Here is a 22,620-nt window from a genome sequence, read left to right on the forward strand (position 1 = left end):
TAACCGGGCGTCAGCTCAAGAACGCGTTGAGGGCCGCGGCGAGGTCCGGGGACGCCGACGTGGCGAGGTTCTGGTAGCCACCACCGCTGAGCTGGGCGACCGCTTCCCACGTCGCGCGGTCCGGGTCGCCGCCGAAGTCGATGACGTTCACCGCGATGGGCTTGGCCGGGTCCGCGCTCTTGCGGATGAAATCCTGCAACCCGGGGCCGTCCAGGCTCTGGTCGGTGTGGGGACCCGCCGTGATGACCAATATCGAGTTGGTCTGGCCGGGGTGGTAATTGGTCTGCAGCTCTTGGTAGATCATGCGCAGCGTGGTGAACGACACGGCACCGCCGGGCGACGAGTACTGCTTGTCCAACGCCGCGGTCAGCGCCGCCGAACGCGGCTGGCCGTTCACGGGGTCGCCCAGCGGCCCACCGGGCACCTCGGAACGTCCCTCGTGGCCATCGAACGTCCACAGCCCGACCACGGAGGTGGGTGGCAGCGCTTTGATCTTGTCCTGCAGGGCGGCGATCACGTTCGCCAGGCGGGACTTGCCGCCCTCCTGCCCGGGCATCGACTGGTCGAGCATGATGGTCGCGGCGAGCCCGCTCGACGGGCTGGCCATCGCCTCGGCCAACGTCGCGCGCATCGCGTCGTCACCCACCGACACCGTCGCCGGCAGCGCTGGGAACGTGGTGACCGGGCTGCTCGGCGGCTTCACTCCGTTGACCCGGAAGCCGGCCTTGGCCAGCTTGGCGAGTTGGTCGGGCTTGTGCATGAAGCGGGCGAACTCGCTGGCCGCCGAGGTCTGGTCCTTCGTCAGCCACGAGCCGCTGAGCAGCACCGTGGGGTAGTCGGCGACCGGCGCCGGCCCCTGCGGTAGCCAGGAGGCCAACGCGCCCTTGGCGTCGGGTAAGGACTGGCCGCGCTGGAACAGCTGCTGCTCGGTGGTGATCACCGCATGCACCGGGGCGGTTGCCGCATCAGGGGGTCCGAGCAGCGCGTCCATCGCCTCGGTCAGCGAGTTGTTTGCCAGTTTGGGTTGCGCGCTCAGCAAGGTGCGCACCGCTCCGGTGCCCTGGGTCGCCGGCGCGCCGGGAGGTGTCGACGCGGCCGCCACCGCTTCCCCGGCCAAGAACGCCGCGTCGCCGTTGCCGTTCATCGGCAGGGCAAGCCGCAGCGACCCCCACGCCGGCAGGTTCACGCCGGCCAAGCCGTTCGGGTTGGTCTGCAGCCCGGGCAGCGCCCCCCAGTTCTGGTTGCCGAGCGCCCGCTGGAGTTCCGGCCGGACGGCGAGCACCACGGGTGACGTCACCAGCGACCGGCTGTCGGTGATCGTCTTCTGCGCGGTGGCGCCGGCCAGCCGCGCGGCGGAGATCGAGCTGCCGGGGATCCACAATGCCGGCTGGCCGCCCAGCTCGGCGGGCCATTTGCCGATGAACCCGTTCAGCACCGCGTCCGAGCCGGCCGGCTTGACGCTGACCTCCACGCAGTGGTCGCCGATGGGGCCGGCCGAGGAGTTGTAGCTCTCCGCGAACTGCTGCACCGAGTCGGCGATCGACGGGTCGGCGACGACGGCGACCGTTTCCTTGCCGCCCACGCAGCGGCCGGCGGCCTGGTGCGAGCGGTTGGACAACGCATCACCGAAGAAGCTCCACAGGATGACGCTGCCCACTACCACGACGACGGCGACGAGGGCCACGATGACGCCGATGCTGACTCCGCGGTGGCCGCCCTCGCTCCGATGTCCGCCCCGCCAATCGCCGAGGCCGCGGTGGCCGCGGCCGAACAGCGACGGCGACGAGGCCGGCGGCTCCGCGCTCCGCGGCCCCGGTTGGCGCGGCGGGAACTCCGGGTAGTCGTCGGCGGTCCCGGCCTCGAACGCGTCGTCGGCGGCGTAGCGGTCTTCCTCGGCGTCGAAGTCCTCGTCGACCGGGTAGTCGCCCTCGTCGGCGTAGTCCTCGGTGACGGCATCCCCGTGCCGGTCGTCGGTGTCGCCGCCTTCGTATGGCTCGTCGACGGAGTCCTCAGGGTCGGGCAAACTGTGCCTACCCATAGTGGTGCCCGTCGCCTTTCCGTCGATCCATCCGACTTGTTGTGAACCCGCCGCTGATCTTAGTCGTCAGCGGCACCGATGCTTCGCCAGCCCGATTAAGGCACGAGCTCAATTTGATTGCGCCGCGCGGGCCTTAACTTCGCGCCGACGGCGATGCAGGATCGGCTCGGTGTAGCCGTTGGGCTGCTGCGTCCCGGTCAGGATCAGATCCTGGGCGGCCAGGAACGCGATGCTGTCATCGAAGTTGGGCGCCATCGGCAGGTACGCCGCGTCCTTGGCGTTCTGCGCGTCCACCAGCGGCGCCATCCGTTCCAGGCTGGCCCGCACGTCCTCCTCGGTGATCACCCCGTGGCGCAGCCAGTTGGCCAGCAGCTGGCTGGAGATCCGCAGCGTCGCACGGTCTTCCATGAGCGCCACGTCGTGAATGTCGGGCACCTTCGAGCAGCCGACGCCCTGGGCGACCCAGCGCACCACATAGCCGAGGATGGACTGGCAGTTGTTGTCGACCTCCTCGCGGATCTCCTCGGGGGCCCAGGCCAGTTCCTTGGCCAGCGGGATGGTCAACAACTCGTCGATGTTGGTGCGCTTCTGGCCCGCCAGCTCCTCCTGAACGGCGCCCACGTCGACGTAGTGGTAGTGCATCGCGTGCAGGGTGGCCGCCGTAGGGGAGGGCACCCACGCGGTGGTCGCGCCCGCCTTGGGCTGGCCGATCTTCTGCTCGACCATGTCGGCCATCAACTCGGTCATGGCCCACATGCCCTTGCCGATCTGCGCCTTGCCCTTGAAGCCGGCGGCCAGACCGATGTCGACGTTGGCGTCCTCGTAGGCCTTGATCCACGTGGTGTTCTTCATCGCGCCCTTGCGGATCATCGGCCCGGCTTCCATCGACGTGTGGATCTCGTCGCCCGTGCGGTCCAGGAAGCCGGTGTTGATGAACACCACCCGGTCGGCGGCGGCCTTGATGCACGCCTTGAGGTTGACGGTGGTGCGCCGTTCCTCGTCCATGATGCCGACCTTGAGCGTGGCCTGCGGCAGCCCCAGGACGTCCTCGACGCGGCTGAACAGCTCGCAGGTGAACGCGACCTCGTCGGGGCCGTGCATCTTGGGCTTGACGATGTAGATCGACCCGGTGCGGCTGTTGGTCAGCGGGCCGTTGGCGTCCCCGGTCTTCAGCCCGTGGATCGCCGTCAGGCCGGTGAACAGCGCGTCCATGATGCCCTCGAACACCTCGTTACCCTCGGCGTCCACGATGGCGTCATTGGTCATCAGGTGGCCGACGTTGCGGACGAACAACAGGCTGCGGCCCGGCAGCGTCAGCTCGCCCTGGCCGTCGGGCGTGGTGTAGGTGCGGTCCTGGTTCAGCACGCGGGTGAAGGTCTTGCCGCCCTTGTCGACGTCTTCGGACAGGTCGCCCTTGTTCAGCCCGAGCCAGTTGCGGTAACCGAGCACCTTGTCGTCGGCGTCGACGGCGGCCACCGAGTCCTCGAAGTCCATGATCGTGGTGACGGCCGATTCCAGGACCACGTCCTTGATGCCGGCGCGGTCGGTCTTGCCGACCGGCGATTCGGGGTCGACGAGGATCTCGATGTGCAGGCCGTGGTTCACCAGGAGCACCGACCAGTCGGGGGAGCCGAGCTCGCCGGTGTAGCCGGCGAACTTCTCGGGGCTGGCCAGGCCGACGGAACCGTCGGCGGTCGCGACCTTCAGCTGGCCGTCCTCTACGGACAGGCCCGTCGCGTCGGCCCAGGACCCGGATTCCAGCGGCACTGCCTGGTCGAGGAAGTTGCGCGCATACGCGATGACCTTGTCGCCGCGAATCTTGTTGTAGCTGGTGCCCTTTTCGGCACCGTCGCTCTCCGGGATGACGTCGGTGCCGTACAGGCCGTCGTACAGCGAGCCCCAGCGCGCGTTCGCGGCGTTCAGCGCGAACCGGGCGTTGAGCACCGGCACCACCAGCTGCGGGCCCGCGGTCGTGGTGATCTCGTCATCGACGCCCGAGGTCGTGATCGTGAAATCCTCGGGTTCGGGCAGCAGGTAACCGATTTCGGTGATGAACTGGCGGTACGCCTCGACGTCGAACGGCTCGATCACGCGCTGGCGGTGCCACTTGTCGATCTGGGCCTGCAGCTCGTCGCGGCGGTTCAACAGATCCCGGTTCTTCGGGGTGAGGTCGGTGACGACTTTGTCGACGCCGGCCCAGAAGCTGTCCGGGTCGATGTCGGTGCCGGGCAGGGCCTCGTTGTTCACGAAGTCGTAGAGCACTCGGGCGACGCGCAGGTTCCCCGCCGACACGCGATCAGTCATGTTTCTCCTCCATAATGAAGCCTCACCAAGCCGCCATCGGCTCGGAGTGGCAATGTCTTCAGCGTACCGAGCAGCAGCCTGGTGAGCGTATCCGCCCAAACCTGCCACACCAGGTCAGGCCGCGCTGACAGCTCTAACCATGCCGCTGCGGCGAGCCCGGGGATTGAATTCCAGCAACGCATCTGTGCGCCTGGCATCCTGCGCCCTCCAGCACTTTCTTGACTGGTAGCCGTTGAAAATCATACGGGCTCGCTACAGCCGTACTTCGCGACCAGTACCCCTATGCATCGCGCATCGTGCCGACGAGGTCCTCAACCAGGTCTTCCATGGCCACCATCGCGACCACCTCACCGCCAGCCCCTGTCACCAGCGCGAGATGGCTGTTGCTGCGGCGCATCCGCGACAACGCGTCGGCCAGCGGCAGCGACTTGGGCAGCCGCGGCAGGGGCCGCACCATCGCCAGGTCGATCACCGTGCGTGGGTCGTCGCCGAGGGTGAGCATGTCCTTGATGTGCAGGTAGCCGATGAAATCGCCGTTGACGTTGGCGACCGGGAACCGCGAGTAACCGGTCTGGGCCAGGGCCTCTTCGACGGCGCCCACCGTCGGGCCGGTGCCCGCCGCGGCCACCCGCACCGCGTGGACATCGGCGAGCGGGACGGCCACGTCGCCGACCACGCGGGTGCCGATTTGCAGGGCCCGGGTCAGCCTGGTGTGCTCCTCGCGGTCCAGCAGCCCTTCGGAGCGCGATTCGGCGATCATCTCGCTCAATTCGACCGGGGAGACGGTGAATTCGAGCTCTTCCTTGGGTTCCACGCCCAGCGCGCGCACCACGACGTTGGCGCACTTGTTGTAGAACACGATGAACGGCCGTGCGGCTCGCACATAGGCCAGGTACGCGGGCACCAGCAGCATCGCGGTGCGCTCGGGACCGGCCAGCGCGATGTTCTTCGGCACCATCTCGCCCAGCAGCACATGTAGCGTCACCACGATCGCCAGCGCGATCGCGAACGACAGCGTGTGCAGCAGCGTGGGGTGTATGCCGGTCAGGCCCAGCGCCGTGCGCAGCAGGTCGGCGACCGCCGACTCGCCGATCCGCCCGAGCAGCAGCGAGGCGGCCGTGACCCCGAGCTGCGCCCCGGCCAGCATGGCCGGCAGCTGCTCTCCGGCCCGCATCACTGTGACCGCCCGGGCCTTGCCCTGTTCGGCCAGCGCTTCGAGGCGGTCGCGCCGGGCCGAGATCAACGAGAATTCCGCCCCGACGAAGAAGGCGTTGACGCCGATCAGCAGGATCGCCAGGAACACGCCCCAGGTGTTGCTCATCGGGGACCTCCCGCCGGACTGTCCCCGTGCAGCTCGATCAACTCGAGCAGGTCGATCCGGCGCCCCTCCATCCGGATGACGGTCGCCTGCCAGCGCAGCGACGCGTCCAACAACCCGTCGGCGTCCAGCGCCGGCAACTGGACCGTTTCGCCGGCCACCGGGATGTGGCCGAATTCACGCAACGCCAGCCCGCCGATGGTCTCGTAGGGTCCCTCGGGCGCGCGGAAGCCGGTCGCCGCGGCCACCTCGTCGATGCGCAGCAGACCCGAGACGCGCCAACCTGTTCCGGCCGCCACCACGTCCGGGGTGGCGTCGTCGTGTTCGTCGCGGACGTCGCCGACGATCTCTTCGATCAGGTCCTCGACCGTGACCATGCCCGCCGTGCCGCCGTATTCGTCGACGACCATCGCGGTCTGCAGGCTGTTGGCGCGAATCTCGCTCATGACGGCGTCGCCGTCCAGCGTCGACGGCACCACGGGAACGGGCTGTGCCACCGTGATCAGGGGCGTGCCCGCTCGCTCGGCCGCGGGGATGGCCAGCACCTGTTTGACGTGGACGATGCCGACGGTTTCATCCAGGTCGCCGTCGACGATCGGGAAGCGCGAGAATCCCGACTCCGCCGCCGCGGCCACCAGGTCGGCGACCGTGTCGTCGGTCTGCAGCGCCACGATCTTCGACCTGGGCGTCATCAGTTCCTCGGCGGTCCGGGCGCCGAATTGCAGGGACCGCCGCACCAGCGCCGCGGTGGCCGCATCCAGGGAGCCGCTGCGCGCCGACGAACGCACCAGCGACAGCAGCTCCTGCGGCGACCGCGCCGACCGCAGCTCCTCGGCCGGCTCGATGCCCAGCTGGCGCACGATCCAGTTCGCCGCGCCGTTGGTGAGCCGGATCGCCGGGGTGAACAACAGCGAGAACAGCAGCTGGACACCCACCACGGCCCGCGCGGTGGACAGCGGCCGGGCGACGGCCAGGTATTTCGGCACCAGCTCACCGAACACCATCGATACCGATGTGACGATGACCAGCGCCAGGAACGCCATGATCGCGTCGGCGACCCGGTCGGATATCCCGATCGCGTCAAACCACGGGTGCGGCAGGTCGGCCAGCATGGGATCGGTCAGATAGCCGGCCGCCAACGTGGTGGCGGAGATGCCCAGTTGCGCGCCGGATAGCTGGAACGACAGTTTGTGGTGCGCGCGCCGGATCGCCCGGTCGCGGCGTCCGCCGCCGCGGGCGTTGGCCTCCACGGCGCTGCGGTCCAGCGTGGTGAGCGAGAACTCGGCGGCGACGAAGATCGCGTTGCCGAAGATGAGCACCGCGATGGCCAAGACGCTGATCACGGCGACGGTGACGTTCATGGATCACGCCGCCCGTTGGCCGATTGCCCGGTGGGACTCGCCGGGGAAGGCTCCGCATCGGGTGGGTCGCCCGACGGCTGCCGCAGCCGAAATCCCATGGCCTGCACGGGTGCCTGCGGCACGTCGATCCCTTCGCTGCCTGTAGCCGGTGCGGACGCGGTCGCCTCCGTCTTTGCTGACTCATGGTAGCCGGATCCGCCCCGCGTACGATCGACCACCGTTTTCGCCGGCACCCCTCCACAACTCGCCCACCCGACTATGGGTTGCCTAACCTTACTCGGTAGGCTGTGCCCACTATGGCGTCCGAAGCCCCTCCCGAAACCCAATCAGCGCAAGTACTTCCGCGCGAGCGCTTCGACATCGCCGACGAGCTCGCGCGGATCGGCCCGCCGCCGCTCCCGGCCCTGGAACCGCCGTTCGCGCTGCGGGTCGCTCGACGCGGGGACGCGGGCATGGTGTCGGAGTGGATGAACCGCCCGCACCTGGCGGCGGCCTGGGAATACGACTGGCCGACGCCGCGGTGGGAGCGGCATCTGGGCGCACAGCTCGACGGAACGTATTCGCTGCCGCTACTCGGAAGTATCCGGGGAAATGATTGCGCCTACCTCGAATTATATTGGAGCGCAAAGGATTTGATCTCGTATTACTACGAGGCCGAGCCTCATGACCTGGGGCTGCACGCGGCCATCGCCGACCCGGCACTGGTGAACCGGGGGCTGGGCCCGATGCTGTTGCCGCGCATCGTGGCCAGCGCCTTCGCCATGGAGCCCCGTTGCCGGCGCATCATGTTCGACCCCGATCACCGCAACACCGCGGCGCGCCGGCTGTGCGAGAACGCCGGCTGCACGTTCCTCGGGGAGCACGACGCCAGAAACCGGCGGATGTCGCTTTACGCGCTGCAACGCCCGGCCACCGACGCATAGCCTCGCCATTCCGGGCGGAACGGGTCACCAGCCCAACGGCAGCGGATGGCCTTCGGCGAAGCCCGCGGTCGACTGCACCCCGACGACGGCGCGCTCGTGCAGCTCCGTCAGGTTGGCGGCGCCGACGTACGTGCACGTGCTGCGCACGCCCGACGTGATGTGGTCGAGCAAGTCCTCGACGCCGCCGCGGTCGGGGTCAAGCCCCATCCGCGACGTCGAAATGCCTTCCTCGAAAAGCGCTTTGCGCGCGCGCTCGAACGCGGTGTCGGCCGCGCTGCGGGCGACCACCGCCCGCTTGGACGCCATGCCGTAGCTCTCCTTGTAGGGCTGGTCCTCACGGTCGCGCATCAGGTCCCCGGGCGATTCATAGGTGCCGGCGAACCACGATCCGATCATCACGTTGGACGCCCCGGCCACCAGCGCCAGCGCCACGTCCCGCGGATGCCGGACGCCGCCGTCGGCCCAGACATGCCCGCCCAATTGCCTTGCCGCCGAAGCACATTCGACCACGGCCGAGAATTGCGGGCGACCCACGGCGGTCATCATCCGAGTGGTGCACATCGCCCCCGGCCCGACGCCGACCTTGACGATGTCCGCCCCGGCGCCGAGCAGGTCGCGGGTGCCTTCGGCGGAGACGACGTTGCCCGCCACCAGCGGGACGCCCAGTTCGAGCGAGGACACCGTGCGGATCGCGTCGAGCGTCTTTACCTGATGCCCGTGTGCGGTATCGATGACGAGCACATCGACGCCCGCCTCGGCCAGAGAGCGCGCCCTGGCCCCCACATCGCCGTTGATGCCGACGGCCGCGCCGACGCGCAGCCGCCCGCGCGCGTCGACCGCCGGGGCGTACAGGCCGGTCCGGATGGCGCCGGTGCGCGTCAGCACGCCGGCCAGCGTGCCGTCCGCGTTCGTCACCACCGCGACCCCGATCGGGGCGTGCTCGAGCAGGTCGAAGATCTTGCGCGGCTCGGTGCCGACCGGGGCGGTGACGAAGTCGGTGATCGCGACGTCACGCACCCTGGTGAACCGGTCGACGCCGAGGCAGCACGATTCGCTGACCAGGCCCATCGGGCGGCCCTCGAAGACGACGACGGCGACCCCGTGCGCACGCTTGTGGATCAGCGCGGTCGCATCCGACACCGAATCGTCGGGTGCCAGGACCACGGGGGTGTCGAGCACGAGGTCACGGCTCTTGACGAAATCCAGCGTCTGTTGGACGGCGGTGATCGGGAGATCCTGCGGCAGGATGACCAGGCCGCCACGGCGCGCGACCGTCTCGGCCATCCTGCGCCCGGCCACCGCGGTCATGTTGGCCACCACGACGGGGATCGTGGTGCCCGAGCCGTCGTTGGTGGACAGGTCGACGTCGAAGCGGGACTCGACCTCCGACCGGCCCGGCATGACGAAGACGTCGTTGTAGGTCAGGTCGTAGCCGGGCCCATGCCCGTCCAGGAATCTCATCGTCGTCGCCGTGCCCCCTCGTGTCCTCCAGTAGTACCCCGCCTAGGCGGGCACTTCGCTGCGGTCGCCGCTCCAGAGCGTGTGGAACCGCTTGTCCGGGTCGTCGTCGATCCGGCCGTAGGTGTGGGCGCCGAAGAAGTCCCGCAAGCCCTGGGTCAGCGCCGCGGGCAGCCGCTCGGTGCGCAGGGCGTCGTAGTAGGACAGCGCGGAGGAGAAACCGGGGATCGGGATGCCCAGCTGCGTGGCGGTCACCACGACGCGACGCCAGCCGTCGATCGCGGCCTCGATCGCGCTGCGGAAGTAGGGCGCGACGATCAGCGTCGGCAGGTCGGGATCTTCGTCGAACGCGTCTTTGATGCGGTTGAGGAACTTCGCCCGGATGATGCAGCCGCCGCGCCAGATGGTGGCCAGGTCGCCCGGCGTGATGTCCCAGTCATATTCGGCGCTGCCGGCCTGAATTTGGTTGAAGCCCTGCGCATAAGCGATGATCTTCGACGCGTACAGGGCCTGACGGACATCCTCGACGAATTGCTGCGCATCTCCCGGCTCGGCTCCCAGCTCGCCCGAGGCCAGCCCGGTGGTGGCCTTGCGTTGCGTCACCGAACCCGACAGCGCGCGGGCGAACACCGCCTCGGCGATGCCGGTCACCGGCACGCCGAGATCCAGAGCCGACTTCACCGTCCAGCGGCCGGTGCCCTTCTGCTCGGCCTCGTCCAGGATGACGTCGACGAGCGGCTTGCCCGTCTTGGCGTCCTTCTGCCGCAACACCTCCGCGGTGATCTCGATGAGGAAGCTGTCCAGGTCGCCCTTGTTCCATTCGGCGAACACGTCCGCGATCTCGGGCGCGGTCTTGCCCAGGCCGTCGCGCAGCAACTGGTAGGCCTCGCCGATCAGCTGCATGTCGGAGTACTCGATGCCGTTGTGCACCATCTTGACGAAGTGCCCGGCGCCGTCCGGGCCGATGTGGGTGCAGCACGGGACGCCGTCGACGTGCGCGGAGATCTCCTCGAGCAGCGGACCGAGCGACTTGTACGACTCGGCGGGGCCACCGGGCATGATCGACGGGCCGTTGAGCGCGCCCTCCTCTCCGCCGGAGATGCCGGCGCCGACGAAGTGCAGGCCCCGGTCGCGCATCGCCTTCTCGCGGCGAATGGTGTCGGTGTAGAGGGCGTTGCCGCCGTCGATGATGATGTCGCCCTCTTCCATGGCGTCGGCGAGCTCGTTGATGACGGCGTCGGTTGGGTCACCGGCCTTGACCATGATTAGCACCCGCCGCGGCTTCTCCAGGGCGTCCAGAAACTCCGCGATGGTCTCCGACCGCACGAACTTGCCCTCGTCACCGTGCTCTTTGAGCAGCGCGTCGGTCTTGGCGACCGACCGGTTGTGCAGCGCCACGGTGTAGCCGTGCCGGGCGAAATTGCGAGCGATGTTCGAACCCATCACCGCCAGGCCGGTAACGCCGATTTGCGCGGTCGCGGTCTTGGAACCGGTCGGGGTATCCGACGAACCCATGTCTTCGCCTCTCGAGTCGGAGAACCTTGCCCAAAAGCTTTCCGTCACACTGTGGCACAGCGGACATGCGCCCGCCCGGGGTGATGGCTCCCGCGTCGCCTCAGAGGTTGAACAGGCGCCGCAATTCCGTGAGCCACGGGACCGCCAACGCGACGGTGGGCACCACGAACACGGCCACCGCCGCGAGGTAGGCGGCCGCCGACAGCGCCAGGCTGTTGCCGTCCCCGCACAGCCGGCGCACGCGGACCACCGTGCTGGTGCCGCCCGCGGCCAATGCGCCCGACGGCGCCCGCCCGGACGCGCAGGCAACCAGGGCGCGCGCCAGGGGAGCGCGGCCGGCCGCGCGCACGGCGGCGTCGTCGGCGAGCAGCTCGACGAGCAGTTGAACCGCGCCGAGAGCGTTCGCGCTGCGCACCAGCCGCGGGAACGCGGCGTGCACCGCGGTGAAGGCCTCGAGAACCAGGTCGTGCCGGGCTCGCAGGTGGGCCCGCTCGTGGGTGAGGATCGCCGCGACTTCCGCATCGGCGAGCGTGCTCAGCGCCCCCTCGCTGACCACTACCCGACTGCGCACGCCGGGCAAGCAATAGGCAAGCGGCTGCGCAACATCCAAGACGCGAAGGTCGCGCGTGTGGGCACAGGGCTGGGGAAGCGCGGCGTCGTGGCCGACTCCGACCAGATCGACCACCATGCGGTGATGGGCCCGCCGTCGCCGGTTGGCGATGGCCACCCGGATCACGGCGACCATCAGTCGCGCGCCGACCAGCACCGTCAGCGCGAAAACGCCGATGTATGCCGCCCACAGCGGCCAGCCGAGCCGGCCGGCGTCGCCCACGATGCTGGCGGTGGGCCGGCCGTCGGGACCTGGCATGAGCAGCCGAGTGGCGATCGCGATCCCGGCGCTGAACGCGGAGAGGACCGCTGCCAGCGCGATGGCCTGCCACAACACCATTGCCGCCCGGGGAGCGCGCAGCGGCCAGCTCGCGCGTGCCAGCAAGGCCGGTACCGGACCGACCAGCAGCACCGCGAGGATGGTGAAGGCCAGCGCGGACACGCTGTCAGTCTCCCTCAGTCCTCCGTCAACGCGCCAGCGGATGACGCGTCATTGCGTTGATTGGCTTCCAGCTCGGCGAGCGCTCGCCGCAGCGCGTCCGCCTCGTCGGCGCCCACCCGCTCGACGAAGTGCACCAGAGCGGCCTGCCGACCTCCGGAATCCTCGGCCTGGGCCAGCGCGTCGACCATGAGCCCCGCGACGAGCTCGTCGCGGCCGTGCACGGGTGCGTATCGGTGCGCGCGGTCGTCGCGGATCTGGGAAACCAGGTTCTTCTTCGCCAGCCGTTGCAGCACGGTCATGATCGTCGTGTAGGCAAGATCGCGTCGCGCGGACAACGCATCGTGGACCTGGCGGACCGTTTGCGGTTCCGGCGTGGACCACAAGTGGTCCATCACCGCGCGTTCCAGATCTCCGAGCCGGGTCAGTTTCGCCATAGTGCGTTCTCTCCTGAGCGTCGAGGCACATCTTACTCCGGATTACTACCGACGGTCGTACCGAAGCTTCCGGGGGCGCCCCGGAATTGATGCTTGCGAAATTAGGGCAGCCTTGCCTATGCTAACCCCGTCGAGCGAACGACGACCGCGGCGAGTCCTGAGGGCTGCAGTGACCCCGGGTCGACTCGATCGGCGAGCCCCGTGCCCCAGTGGCACGGGGCTCAGCCGTTCTCGGGTGGTCATGGTGTAAACACAGAACGTGCCTGACCCTCGGGAAGCGACCCTGCCGCCGGATTTCACCGCGCCTTTCGATCAGGAGATCGGGCTGCAATTCACCGAACTCAGCCCCGACGGCGCCCGGGCCCAGCTCGAGGTCACCCCCAAACTGCTGCAGCCGATGGGCCTGGTGCACGGCGGCGTGTACTGCTCGATCATCGAAAGCATGGCCAGCGTGGCCGCCTACACCTGGCTCGCCACCCGCGGCGGCGGGAACGTCGTAGGCGTCAACAACAACACCGACTTTCTGCGCTCCATCGGCTCGGGCATGGTGTACGGCGCCGCGGAACCGATCCACCGCGGCCGGCGCCAGCAGTTGTGGCTGGTCACCATCACCGACGCCGACGACCGGGTGGTCGCCCGCGGCCAGGTTCGGCTGCAGAACCTGGAGGCCTAGCCCGCCCGCCGCCAAGCGTGGCCGGGCGCGTCCCGCCTCGGGCGCCGTGGCAGGATCGGAGAACGTGCTCCTTACGCCGCACGAACAAGAGCGATTGCTGTTGTCCTACGCCGCCGAACTGGCACGCCGCCGCCGTGCCCGGGGCTTGCGGCTGAACCACCCGGAGGCGGTTGCCATCATCACCGACCACATTCTGGAGGGCGCGCGCGACGGCCGCACCGTCGCCGACCTGATGGCCAGCGGCTGCGACGTGCTCAGCCGCGACGATGTGATGGAGGGGGTGCCGGAAATGCTGGCCGACGTACAGGTGGAGGCGACGTTCCCGGACGGCACCAAACTTGTCACCGTCCACCACCCGATCGCATGATTCCCGGCGAAATCCTTTTCGGCAGCGGCGATATCGAGATAAACGCGGACGCGGAGCGGATCGAGATGCAGATCATCAACACCGGGGACCGTCCGGTACAGGTCGGCAGCCACGTCCACCTGCCCCAGGCCAACTCGGCGCTGTCGTTCGACCGCGCCGCCGCCCACGGCTGCCGGTTGGACATCCCGGCCGCCACCGCAGTCCGCTTCGAACCCGGTGTGCCGCAACGGGTCCGACTGGTGCCGCTGCGCGGAAGCCGTGAGGTGCATGGCCTGACCCTGACGCCGCCCGGACGGCTCGACGACTGATGGCGGGCCTGTCGAGGGAGAGCTACGCCCAGCTTTTCGGCCCCACCACGGGCGACCGGATCCGGCTGGCGGACACCGATCTCTTCGTGGAGATCACCGAAGACCGCAGCGGGGGACCGGGACTGGCCGGTGACGAGGCAGTGTTCGGCGGCGGCAAGGTGCTGCGCGAGTCGATGGGCCAGGGACGCGCGACGCGCGCCGAGGGCGCGCCCGACACCGTGATCACCGGGGCGGTCATCATCGACCACTGGGGAATCGTCAAGGCCGACATCGGCATTCGCGACGGCCGTATCTCCGCGATCGGTAAGGCGGGTAACCCCGACACCATGACGGGCGTGCACCCGGACCTGGTGGTCGGGCCGTCCACCGAAGTCATCGCCGGCAACGGCCGGATCGTCACCGCGGGCGCCGTCGACTGCCACGTCCACCTGATTTGCCCCCAGCTCATGGCAGAGGCGCTCGGCTCCGGGATCACGACGATCATCGGCGGCGGCACCGGGCCGGCCGAGGGCACCAAAGCCACCACCGTGACCCCGGGCGCATGGCACCTGGAGAGGATGCTCGAGGCGCTCGACGGCTGGCCGGTGAACTTCGCGCTGCTGGGTAAGGGAAACACCGTCAGCGCCGAGGGATTGTGGGAGCAATTGCACGGCGGGGCTTCGGGTTTCAAGCTGCACGAGGACTGGGGGTCGACCCCGGCAGCCATCGACGCCTGCCTCACCGTCGCCGATGCCGCCGGCGTCCAGGTGGCGCTGCACACCGACACCCTCAATGAGATGGGATTCGTCGAAGACACCCTGGCCGCGATCGCCGGGCGGTCGATCCACACGTATCACACCGAGGGCGCCGGGGGCGGCCATGCCCCCGACATCATCACCGTCGCAGGCAAACCCAACGTTCTGCCCAGCTCCACCAACCCCACTCGCCCCCACACGCGCAACACCCTCGACGAGCATTTGGACATGTTGATGGTCTGCCACCACCTCAATCCCCAAGTGCCGGAAGACTTGGCCTTCGCCGAGAGCCGGATCAGGCCGTCGACCATGGCGGCGGAAGACCTGCTGCATGACATCGGCGCGATCTCGATGATCGGCAGCGACTCGCAGGCGATGGGCAGGATCGGGGAAGTGGTGCTGCGCACCTGGCAGACCGCGCACGTGATGAAACGGCGACGGGGCGCGCTGCCCGGCGACGGTGCCGCCGACAACATGCGGGCGCGGCGCTACGTGGCGAAATACACCATTTGCCCCGCCGTCGCACACGGGCTGGACCACGAGGTCGGATCCGTGGAAGTGGGCAAGCTGGCGGACCTGGTGTTGTGGGAGCCCGCGTTCTTCGGCGTCCGCCCGCACGCGGTGCTCAAGGGCGGCATGATCGCGTGGGCGGCGATGGGGGACGCCAACGCGTCGATCCCGACGCCGCAACCGGTGCTGCCCCGTCCGATGTTCGGGGCCGCCCCGGCCGCGGCGGCCGCCACCTCGGTGCATTTCGTTGCGCCGCAGGCGATCGAGGCGGGCCTCACCGAGCGGATCGCGGTCAATCGGCGCCTTGTCCCCGTGCGCAATACCACCGGGCTCGGCAAGGCGGCCCTGCCGCTCAACGACGCGCTGCCCGACATCGAAGTGGACCCGGACACGTTCACCGTGCGGATCGACGGCGAGGTCTGGCAGGAGGACCCGGCAACCGAATTGCCCATGGCGCAACGCTATTTCCTGTTCTGAGGCACATGTCCGCACTGGCAACACTGCTCGCCCTGGCCGATTCCCGACTGCCGGCCGGGGGCCACGTGCACTCCGGTGGTGTGGAGGAGGCGGTCACCAGCGGCCTGGTGACCGGCCTGGACACGCTGGAAGCCTTCCTGTGCCGCCGGATTCGCAGCTCCGGCTTGGTCAGCGCGTCGATCGCGGCGGCGGTCCAGCGCGGCGACCTCACCCCCGACGCGGCCGATCGTGAGACCGATGCCCGCACGCCCGCCCCGGCCGCCCGCGAGGCGTCGCGCAGCCAGGGCCGCGGGCTGGCGCGGCTGGCGCGACGGGTCTGGCCGGACGCCGACTGGGCGGAAATCGGCGCACGGCCGCACCTCGCCGTCACGGCGGGGCGGGTCGGCGCCATCAGTGGACTGAACCACGAGCACACCGCCTTGACGATCGTCTACACCACCATGACCGGCTCCGCGACCGCCGCCCAGCGGCTTCTCGCTTTGGACCCGGCCGACGTCGCGGCGTGCACGTTTCGGCTGGCGGACCTGTGCGAGCGCACCGCCGCCGAGGCGGCCATCGGGCTGGCCGACCTGTCCGACCCGTTGCTCGACACGCTCGCGCAGCGCCATGCCGCCCGGGAACGCCCGCTCTTCGTCTCCTGATTGTGCTGCGGCGCAACTACTTCCGCGCCGGAATCGCGTCGGCGTACGGCGCGTCGCTCTTGGCGTGCGCCCGCGTGAACACGAGGTACAGGATTCCCAGACCGACGATGGCCACCGACATCAGCAGGATGATGTAGTCGTCGTACCACGGCTGGTGCGAGTCCCGCGGCCAGGAAAGGTTCACGATTGCCGCGACGCCGTAGGTCAGCGCGCCGATGTTGACGGGCACTCCCCACCGGCCCAGCCGGTACTTGCCGTTGGGCGCCCAACCTTTGATCCTCGCGCGCAGGGCGGCCAGCACCACCATCTGGAAGGCGATGTAGACGCCCACCGAACCGAAGCTGACCAGCTTGGTGAGCGCGTCGCGGGAGATCAGCGACCCGACGATCAGCACCGCCGGGATGATGACCGCGATGAGCAAGGAATAGGGCGGCACGTGTCGCTTGTGATCGAACCGCGCCAGCAGCTTTGAGCCGACGATCATGTCGTCGCGGCCGTAGGAGTAGATGAGCCGGCTGGCGGCGGCCTGCAGGCTCAGCGCGCACGACACGAACGAGATCAGCACGATGCAGAGGACGATCTTCGCCCCGATGCCGCCGAACGCGGTTTTCAGGATCGTGTCGATCGGATCGGGGTCCTTGCCGCTGATCACCGCGCCGAAGTCGGTGACCGACAGGATCAGGCTCAGGCACACGAAGGTGGCCGCCGAGCCGCCGACGTAGATGGTGCGGCGCATGGCCTTTGGAATTTGTATGCCGGGGTTACGGACCTCCTCGGCGACGTCGCCGCAGGCCTCGAAACCGAAGAATTGGTAGAGCGCGATCAGGCTGGCGGCCAGGAAGGCGTAGGTGTAGCTGTGGTGGCCTTGCGCGCCGAAGCCGTGGAACAGCACGCCAAGATTGTGATGGCGCTGGGTGCACAGCAGCCAGACGCCGACCACGATGGCGCCGATCAACTCGGCGCTGAAGCCGAAGATGGCGAAGTAGCCCAGAATCTTGGTGCCGGTGAGGTTGATGACAGTGGCCAGGGCCAGCATGACGAGCGCGCACAGGACCGTGGCGTGCGGAGAAGGCTTGAAGCCGAAGACGTCTGCGACGTACGGGCCCGCGCCATAGGCGGCGTCCGCCAGGAGCGCCAACAGTGTGAACATGTAGACCCATCCGGTCATCCATGCCCATTTGCGTCCCCACAGCCGGCGCGCCCAGGGATAGACGCCGCCGGCCACCGGGAACTGGGCCACCACTTCGCTGAAGACCAACGCCACCAACATCTGTCCGGCGCCGGCGATCAGCAGGCTCCAGATCATCGGTGGGCCGGCGGTGGACAGCGCGAATGCGAACACCGTGTAGATGCCGACCACCGGTGACAGGTAGGTGAACCCCAGCGAGAAGTTCGCCCATGGGCTCATGTCCCGCTTGAAGTCCGACTGGAAGCCCAAAGCCTTGAGCTGGGCCTGGTCCTCGTCGTCGGGCGTTATCCCCGCCGAGGTGGGCGTTTCTAAATCGTCTTGGGCCGCAATCGGTTTCGAGTCGACGGCCAAATCGCCTTCCCAACCCGCCGGGGACCGTTTGGCCGGCTTTGTGAAGAACATCTGCACTGATTCCAATCGTCGTCGAGAAAGAGGTGTGCGTGTGAAGTCCCGCACCGAGTCACGGGGTTGGCTACTTTTGCGTTGCCTCCTTGATCAATGTCGCGGCCGTGCGCTTGAGGACGTCGCGTTGTCGGGTTACGTCGGCCATCGCCTTCCGCAGCGCGATGAGCTCTTCGCGTTCGCCGGCGGCGCCGTCGTCCTCGGCGGCTGCGTTCGGCGCGACCCAGCGGCCCGCGGGGTCGTCGTGCATTCCGGTCTCGCCGGCCAGCGCGGGAATCACCTTGTGCCGCGCGCCCGCTCGGAGACGGCCCTGCTCGCCGCGCGGCGCGTTGACGACGCTGGCCACCGGTCCTATCGGGGGCATTCCACCGTAGAAACCCGGTGCGACGGTGCCGGCCTGCGGCAGACCGTCCAGCCCGGCGCTGGGCAAGGCGGCTGCGGCGAGCCGGATCGCGGGCGATGTGCCCCACGACTGCGGGACCGACAGCTTGCCGACCGACACCGACTCACCCAGGCCGGCCGACACCCCGGCCGAAGCGCCCGAGCCGGGCGAATTCACCAGGGCAGAACCGGATCCGGAGACCTGAGACGCGGCACTCGCCGGCGCGGAGAGCGAGTTCACCAACGGATTCCAGGCCGCGGCCACCGGCGGCGCGAGCGTCAACAGGGCTCCGGAAGCGTCGAAGTTCAGACCCTCGGAGAGGATCTGGTAGCCGATGGTGTTTTCGCTGAAGTTGTTGAAAAGGTCCACCAGCGAACCCGATCCGGCGGACGGGGCCGATGCGCCCGGCGACGTCGGGGCGCCCGTCGACGAAGATTGCAGCAGGTTGGGAATGTTCGACAGCGTTGACGTGGTGTTGGAGCCGCCGGTGGCGGCGGCCTTCATGACCGTGGAGTTTTGGTCGGTCGTGCCGTCCGGGTTGGTGGTCTGCTGCGGTGCCGCGAACGGCGTCAGCCGGGTGGCCGCCGCCGAGGCGCCGGCGTAGCCGTACATCGCCGCGGCGTCCTGGGCCCACATCTCGGAGTACTGCGCCTCGGTAGCCGCGATCGCCGGGGTGTTCTGCCCCAACAGGTTGGTCGACACCAGCGACGCCAACAGCGCTCGGTTGACCTCGATCTGCGGCGGCGGCACGGTCGCCGCGAACGCCGCCTCGTAAGCCGCCACCGCCGCACCAAGCTGGCTGGCCGTCTGCTGGGCCTGCGCGGCCGTGGTGTTCATCCACGACACATAGGGCGCCACCGCGGCCGCCATCGCGGCCGACGACGGGCCCACCCACGGCCCGCTTGTCAGCTGCGCCGCCACGGCGCGATACGAGGTCGCCGCCGAACTCAGCTCGGAAGCCAGCTTTTCCCAGGCCGTCGCGGCCGTGACCAATGGCGCCGATCCCGCGCCCGCGTACATCCGGGCGGAATTGACCTCGGGAGGCAAGGCTGCAAAATCCAGTGTCACAGCATCGCCTCCTTGATCAGGCGGGCTGCCGCGTCGCGTTCGGTCGCCACCTCGGCGATCTCCTTGCGCAGCTTGTCGAGCTCTTCGCGTTCGCGCTCGCTCAGTGCGCTGGCGACATGCTTGCGCGTCCGCTGCGGCGTCGCGGGCATGACCGCCGCGCGCTCGTCGGCGCCTGCCTCCCCGGGGGTTGCCGGGACGACTTTTTGGCCGGCGCCGGCGCGTGCGCGCGACTGCTCGCCCCTGGGCGCGTTGACCAAGCTGCCCACCGGCGGGATACCGCCGAAGAAGCCGCCGGGCGCCGAGACCTCGGCCTGCGGCGCGCCGCCCAGCCCGGCCGTGGACAGCGGCGACGCGCTACTCGCGAGCCGGATGGCGGGGGAGTCGGCCCACGTTTGCGGTACCGACAACTTGCCGACGGTGGCGGATTCGCCCAGACCCGCCGAAACCCCGGCATTGCCAAGGGAGCCCGCGGCCGGCGAATTCGCCAGGGTGCCCATGCCGGCGTCCGCCGGCGACACGTCGGCCGCCGCGGCCGCCGTCGAGGGCAGCGCCAGCCCGTAGAGGCCGCCCATCAGCGGCGTGATGCCGGAAGCCGTGAACAAGGGCCCACTGATGACCAGGGCCCAGTTCCCGATGTTCTGGGTCAATTCGTTGAGACCGGTCGGTCCGCTGCTGGGGCTGAACAGGCTGCCCAGGTGCGGATCGAGGTTCGATGGGCTGACAATCGAGCCCGCCGAGATGTTCTGCAGCATGTTGGGGACGGCGTTGAGTGCCGACTGCGTGCTGGACCCGGTCGCCGATTGCCCGGCCTGGCTGACCGAAGCGGCCTGCATCGTCGTGCCGTCCGGGTTGGTGGTCTGCTGCGGTGCGGCGAACGGCGTCAGCCGGGTGGCCGCCGCCGAGGCGCCGGCGTAGCCGTACATCGCCGCGGCGTCCTGGGCCCACATCTCGGAGTACTGCGCCTCGGTGGCCGCAATCGCCGGGGTGTTCTGCCCCAACAGGTTGGTGGCCACCAGCGACGCCAACAACGCCCGGTTGACCTCGATCTGCGGCGGCGGCACGGTAGCCGCGAACGCCGCCTCGTAAGCCGCCACCGCCGCTCCCAGCTGGCTGGCCGTCTGCTGGGCCTGCGCGGCCGTGCTGTTCATCCACGACACATAGGGCGCCGCAGCGGCCGCCATCGACCCCGACGACGGGCCCACCCACGGCCCACCCGTCAGCTCCGACACGATCGCCCGATAGGCCGCCGCCGCCGAGCCCAATTCGGCCGCCAGCGCGTCCCACGCCGCGGCCGCCGACACCAGGGGCCCAACCCCCGCGCCCGCATACATCCGCCCGGAGTTGACCTCGGGCGGTAACGCCGCAAAATCCACTACAAAACCCCCGTAACCAGCCGACCAGGCGCCAGCTCAAACGCCGCGGGCCCGGACGGGGCGCTGGCTTGGCGATCCGGTTTCGTGCGCCATGGCTTGCGCACGAGTGGCGCGACGCCGAGTTGTTCGCGTCGCCGCACCGCGGCGCCGAGAGACGCTCCGCCGTCTCGTCGCCGTACAACTACCTAATATTCTTAGTTGCACCTGTAACAACCATGGTTAACTCCTGGGAATTTGCTGAAAGTCGATTTTCAGCCGCCGAAATAGTTGTCCGAGGCCCGGTGCCGCATGGGGCCCGGCCGGGCCGGGCGCCCCGGGCGACGGTGAGCATCCGCGCCTCCGGACGGGGGAGTGCGGGACCGGCCGGGGCGCAACCTCGTGGCGAGAGCCCCTTATCCATATTGACTTTGGTGCGAGGCGTCGCCCGATTGTCCCGGCGCGATGTAGTGGCATCGCCAATGCCGCAGCCTCCCCGCCGGTCCGAGGAGGACGGACCGCGCATAGGGATTCGGCGCGCGGCGGCCCAAACGGCAGCAGACAGCAGTATTTGCTACGTGACCAACTAGCAATGACCAACTGTTGGCCTCGGTGTCGTTACCCGGCGGTTTGACCGGGACTAATCTCCTAAGCGCGGGCGCTGGGTGGAGACCGCAAGTAGACAGCCCGACAGGCGGATTTCATAACCCACCTCGTCAGTCGGCGAACGGGCCCCAGGCGTGCCGCTTGAGCGCGGCCGGCTTCTTGCCGAGCTTGCCCGCCCGCACCATGACCGCCAGGCTGTCCAGGATGACGCGGCTGCTCATCAGCGCGGTCTGTTCCGCCCAGTCATACGGCGGTGAGCACTCCACCACCTCGATGCCGTTCAGTCCGGGTTCGGAGATCATCCGGATCAGGTTGAGCGCCTCGCGCGGTAGCAGGCCGCCGGGCTCGGGCCAGCCGGTGCCGGGCACGAATCCCGCGTCGATGACATCGATGTCGAACGACAGGTACACCGCCTTGGCGTCCTTCCACGCCGTCTCCAGCGCGATCTCGGCGACCTTTTCGATCCCGACGCGTTCGACGTCACCGACGGTGATGACGGTGCTGCCGCGCTGGCGGCCCACCTGGACGCCGGCGCGCGGAGCCTGCCATCCGCCGATGCCGATCTGCACCAGGTTGGTGGCCGGGGCGTTCTTGATGTTGGTGGCGTGGAACCACGGGGTGGTGTGCATCCGCTCGTCGAGGTCGGTTTCCTGGGTGTCGACGTGGCGGTCGAAGTGGATGATCCCGACGTTGCCGTCCAGGTAGGGGGCCAGACCCCGCACGGTCGGGAAGCCGATCGAGTGGTCGCCGCCGAGCACCACCGGGAACACGCCCTTGGAGACCACGTGGGCCATCGCCTGGCTGATCTGGTCGAACGACTTCTCGATGTTGGCGGGGATCGTGACCACGTCGCCGATGTCGACGATGTTGAGCTGTTCCCGTAGGTCGACTCCCAGCTCGTAGCAATAGGTGCCGAACAGGTTGGTGGAGCGGCGAATGCCCATTGGCCCGAACCGGGTGCCCGGGCGGTAGGTCGTCCCGGCGTCCAGCGGCGCTCCGAAGACGGCCACCTCGGCGTCGGCGACGTCGTTCACATCCTCCAGGAACGGGGCCTTGAGGAACGTCCCGCGTTCCCCGGCGAAGTGGGGGAGCTCGCCGCGGGCGAATGTCGACAGCGTGCGGTCGTTGATGGTGGGGGCGGCTTCAAGCCCGTGGCTGAGGCAGCGGTCGATCTCTTCGCGGTGACGGCGCGTGGACAGCTCCGCTTCGGCTTGCTGCGCCCACGCACCCTCACGGTTGGGAATGTCGGCCTGGCCGGCGAACGGGTTGAACATCGAAAATCCTCTCGTCGAGTTTCAATTCACGGCGGAGGATGCCCCGACGACCGAAACTAAACGGAGGAGAAGTTCGCAGACCGTTTTCGGTTGACCGGCACGCCAGGCATCCCGCGGTCACCGTCTTGTCGCTCTCCGGGTACGGCGAACTCGTCCGGGCGGCCGTTTCGGCCGCCGCCATACAACGTACCTGTTCGACCTTCGTCTACAACTTTGACGTACCCGGCAGACAGCTGTG

Annotated in this window: 18 protein-coding genes and 1 riboswitch; of the genes, 6 read left to right on the plus strand and 12 right to left on the minus strand. The window is 68.8% G+C overall.

The features are described 5' to 3' along the window. Positions 1-10 precede the first annotated feature (10 nt). The 4 genes from A5711_RS22340 to A5711_RS22355 form a co-directional block, all read right to left on the minus strand. Positions 11-2,038: a substrate-binding domain-containing protein gene (locus tag A5711_RS22340; RefSeq protein WP_067950385.1), complete on the minus strand. Its 2,028-nt coding sequence runs from the start codon at positions 2,036-2,038 to the stop codon at positions 11-13. A gap of 108 nt (positions 2,039-2,146) precedes the next feature. Beyond that, positions 2,147-4,342: a malate synthase G gene (locus A5711_RS22345; protein WP_067950387.1), complete on the minus strand. Its 2,196-nt coding sequence runs from the start codon at positions 4,340-4,342 to the stop codon at positions 2,147-2,149. Between the two features lie 280 nt (positions 4,343-4,622). After that, positions 4,623-5,663, minus strand: a complete 1,041-nt coding sequence (locus A5711_RS22350) for a hemolysin family protein (protein WP_067950389.1) — start codon at positions 5,661-5,663, stop codon at positions 4,623-4,625. Next, complete coding sequence (locus tag A5711_RS22355; protein ID WP_067950391.1) at positions 5,660-7,021, minus strand: hemolysin family protein; 1,362 nt, start codon at positions 7,019-7,021, stop codon at positions 5,660-5,662. The genes A5711_RS22350 and A5711_RS22355 overlap by 4 nt, the downstream gene beginning before the upstream one ends. Before the next feature lie 296 nt (positions 7,022-7,317). Between A5711_RS22355 and A5711_RS22360 the strand changes: the two genes are divergently transcribed. Next, positions 7,318-7,944: a GNAT family N-acetyltransferase gene (locus tag A5711_RS22360; RefSeq protein ID WP_067950393.1), complete on the plus strand. Its 627-nt coding sequence runs from the start codon at positions 7,318-7,320 to the stop codon at positions 7,942-7,944. A 24-nt stretch (positions 7,945-7,968) separates the two neighbouring features. Here A5711_RS22360 and A5711_RS22365 read toward each other — a convergent pair whose 3' ends face one another. The 4 genes from A5711_RS22365 to A5711_RS22380 form a co-directional block, all read right to left on the minus strand. Then, entirely contained in the window at positions 7,969-9,405 is a 1,437-nt protein-coding gene (locus A5711_RS22365) for a GuaB1 family IMP dehydrogenase-related protein (protein WP_067950395.1), read from the minus strand. A gap of 42 nt (positions 9,406-9,447) precedes the next feature. Further along, positions 9,448-10,917, minus strand: a complete 1,470-nt coding sequence (gndA, locus tag A5711_RS22370; RefSeq protein WP_067950398.1) for an NADP-dependent phosphogluconate dehydrogenase — start codon at positions 10,915-10,917, stop codon at positions 9,448-9,450. A gap of 100 nt (positions 10,918-11,017) precedes the next feature. Further along, positions 11,018-11,968 carry a M56 family metallopeptidase gene (locus A5711_RS22375; RefSeq protein ID WP_067950400.1) on the minus strand — a complete coding sequence of 317 codons (951 nt, stop codon included), beginning with the start codon at positions 11,966-11,968 and terminating at the stop codon, positions 11,018-11,020. 14 nt (positions 11,969-11,982) lie between these two features. After that, entirely contained in the window at positions 11,983-12,402 is a 420-nt protein-coding gene (locus A5711_RS22380) for a BlaI/MecI/CopY family transcriptional regulator (RefSeq protein WP_067950401.1), read from the minus strand. A 259-nt stretch (positions 12,403-12,661) separates the two neighbouring features. Here A5711_RS22380 and A5711_RS22385 point away from each other — a divergent pair, with 259 nt between their 5' ends. The 5 genes from A5711_RS22385 (at position 12,662) to A5711_RS22405 (ending at position 16,112) form a co-directional block, all read left to right on the plus strand. Continuing rightward, positions 12,662-13,075 (plus strand): PaaI family thioesterase, encoded by a 414-nt coding sequence (locus A5711_RS22385; protein ID WP_067950404.1) that lies wholly within the window; start codon positions 12,662-12,664, stop codon positions 13,073-13,075. Between the two features lie 64 nt (positions 13,076-13,139). Next, a complete protein-coding gene (locus A5711_RS22390; RefSeq protein ID WP_067950406.1) occupies positions 13,140-13,442 on the plus strand; it encodes an urease subunit gamma in 303 nt (100 codons plus the stop codon). Beyond that, a complete protein-coding gene (locus A5711_RS22395; RefSeq protein WP_067950408.1) occupies positions 13,439-13,750 on the plus strand; it encodes an urease subunit beta in 312 nt (103 codons plus the stop codon). Before A5711_RS22390 ends, A5711_RS22395 begins: the two co-directional genes overlap by 4 nt. Further along, positions 13,750-15,471: an urease subunit alpha gene (locus A5711_RS22400; RefSeq protein WP_067950410.1), complete on the plus strand. Its 1,722-nt coding sequence runs from the start codon at positions 13,750-13,752 to the stop codon at positions 15,469-15,471. The genes A5711_RS22395 and A5711_RS22400 overlap by 1 nt, the downstream gene beginning before the upstream one ends. A gap of 5 nt (positions 15,472-15,476) precedes the next feature. Continuing rightward, positions 15,477-16,112: an urease accessory protein UreF gene (locus tag A5711_RS22405; protein WP_067950412.1), complete on the plus strand. Its 636-nt coding sequence runs from the start codon at positions 15,477-15,479 to the stop codon at positions 16,110-16,112. A gap of 16 nt (positions 16,113-16,128) precedes the next feature. Here the strand turns inward: A5711_RS22405 and A5711_RS22410 are convergent, their stop codons facing one another. From A5711_RS22410 to A5711_RS22425, 4 genes are all read right to left on the minus strand, one after another. Then, positions 16,129-17,703 carry an APC family permease gene (locus A5711_RS22410; RefSeq protein WP_156673424.1) on the minus strand — a complete coding sequence of 525 codons (1,575 nt, stop codon included), beginning with the start codon at positions 17,701-17,703 and terminating at the stop codon, positions 16,129-16,131. Between the two features lie 70 nt (positions 17,704-17,773). Further along, a complete protein-coding gene (locus A5711_RS27950) occupies positions 17,774-19,147 on the minus strand; it encodes a PPE family protein (protein WP_067950500.1) in 1,374 nt (457 codons plus the stop codon). A 2-nt stretch (positions 19,148-19,149) separates the two neighbouring features. Then, positions 19,150-20,526: a PPE family protein gene (locus tag A5711_RS27955; protein ID WP_067950414.1), complete on the minus strand. Its 1,377-nt coding sequence runs from the start codon at positions 20,524-20,526 to the stop codon at positions 19,150-19,152. 692 nt (positions 20,527-21,218) lie between these two features. Next, positions 21,219-22,382, minus strand: a complete 1,164-nt coding sequence (locus A5711_RS22425) for an agmatinase family protein (protein ID WP_067950415.1) — start codon at positions 22,380-22,382, stop codon at positions 21,219-21,221. 114 nt (positions 22,383-22,496) lie between these two features. Then, positions 22,497-22,560, minus strand: a riboswitch (guanidine-III (ykkC-III) riboswitch). Positions 22,561-22,620 lie beyond the last annotated feature (60 nt).

The organism is Mycobacterium sp. E2238, from assembly GCF_001672665.1.
GTDB lineage: Bacteria > Actinomycetota > Actinomycetes > Mycobacteriales > Mycobacteriaceae > Mycobacterium.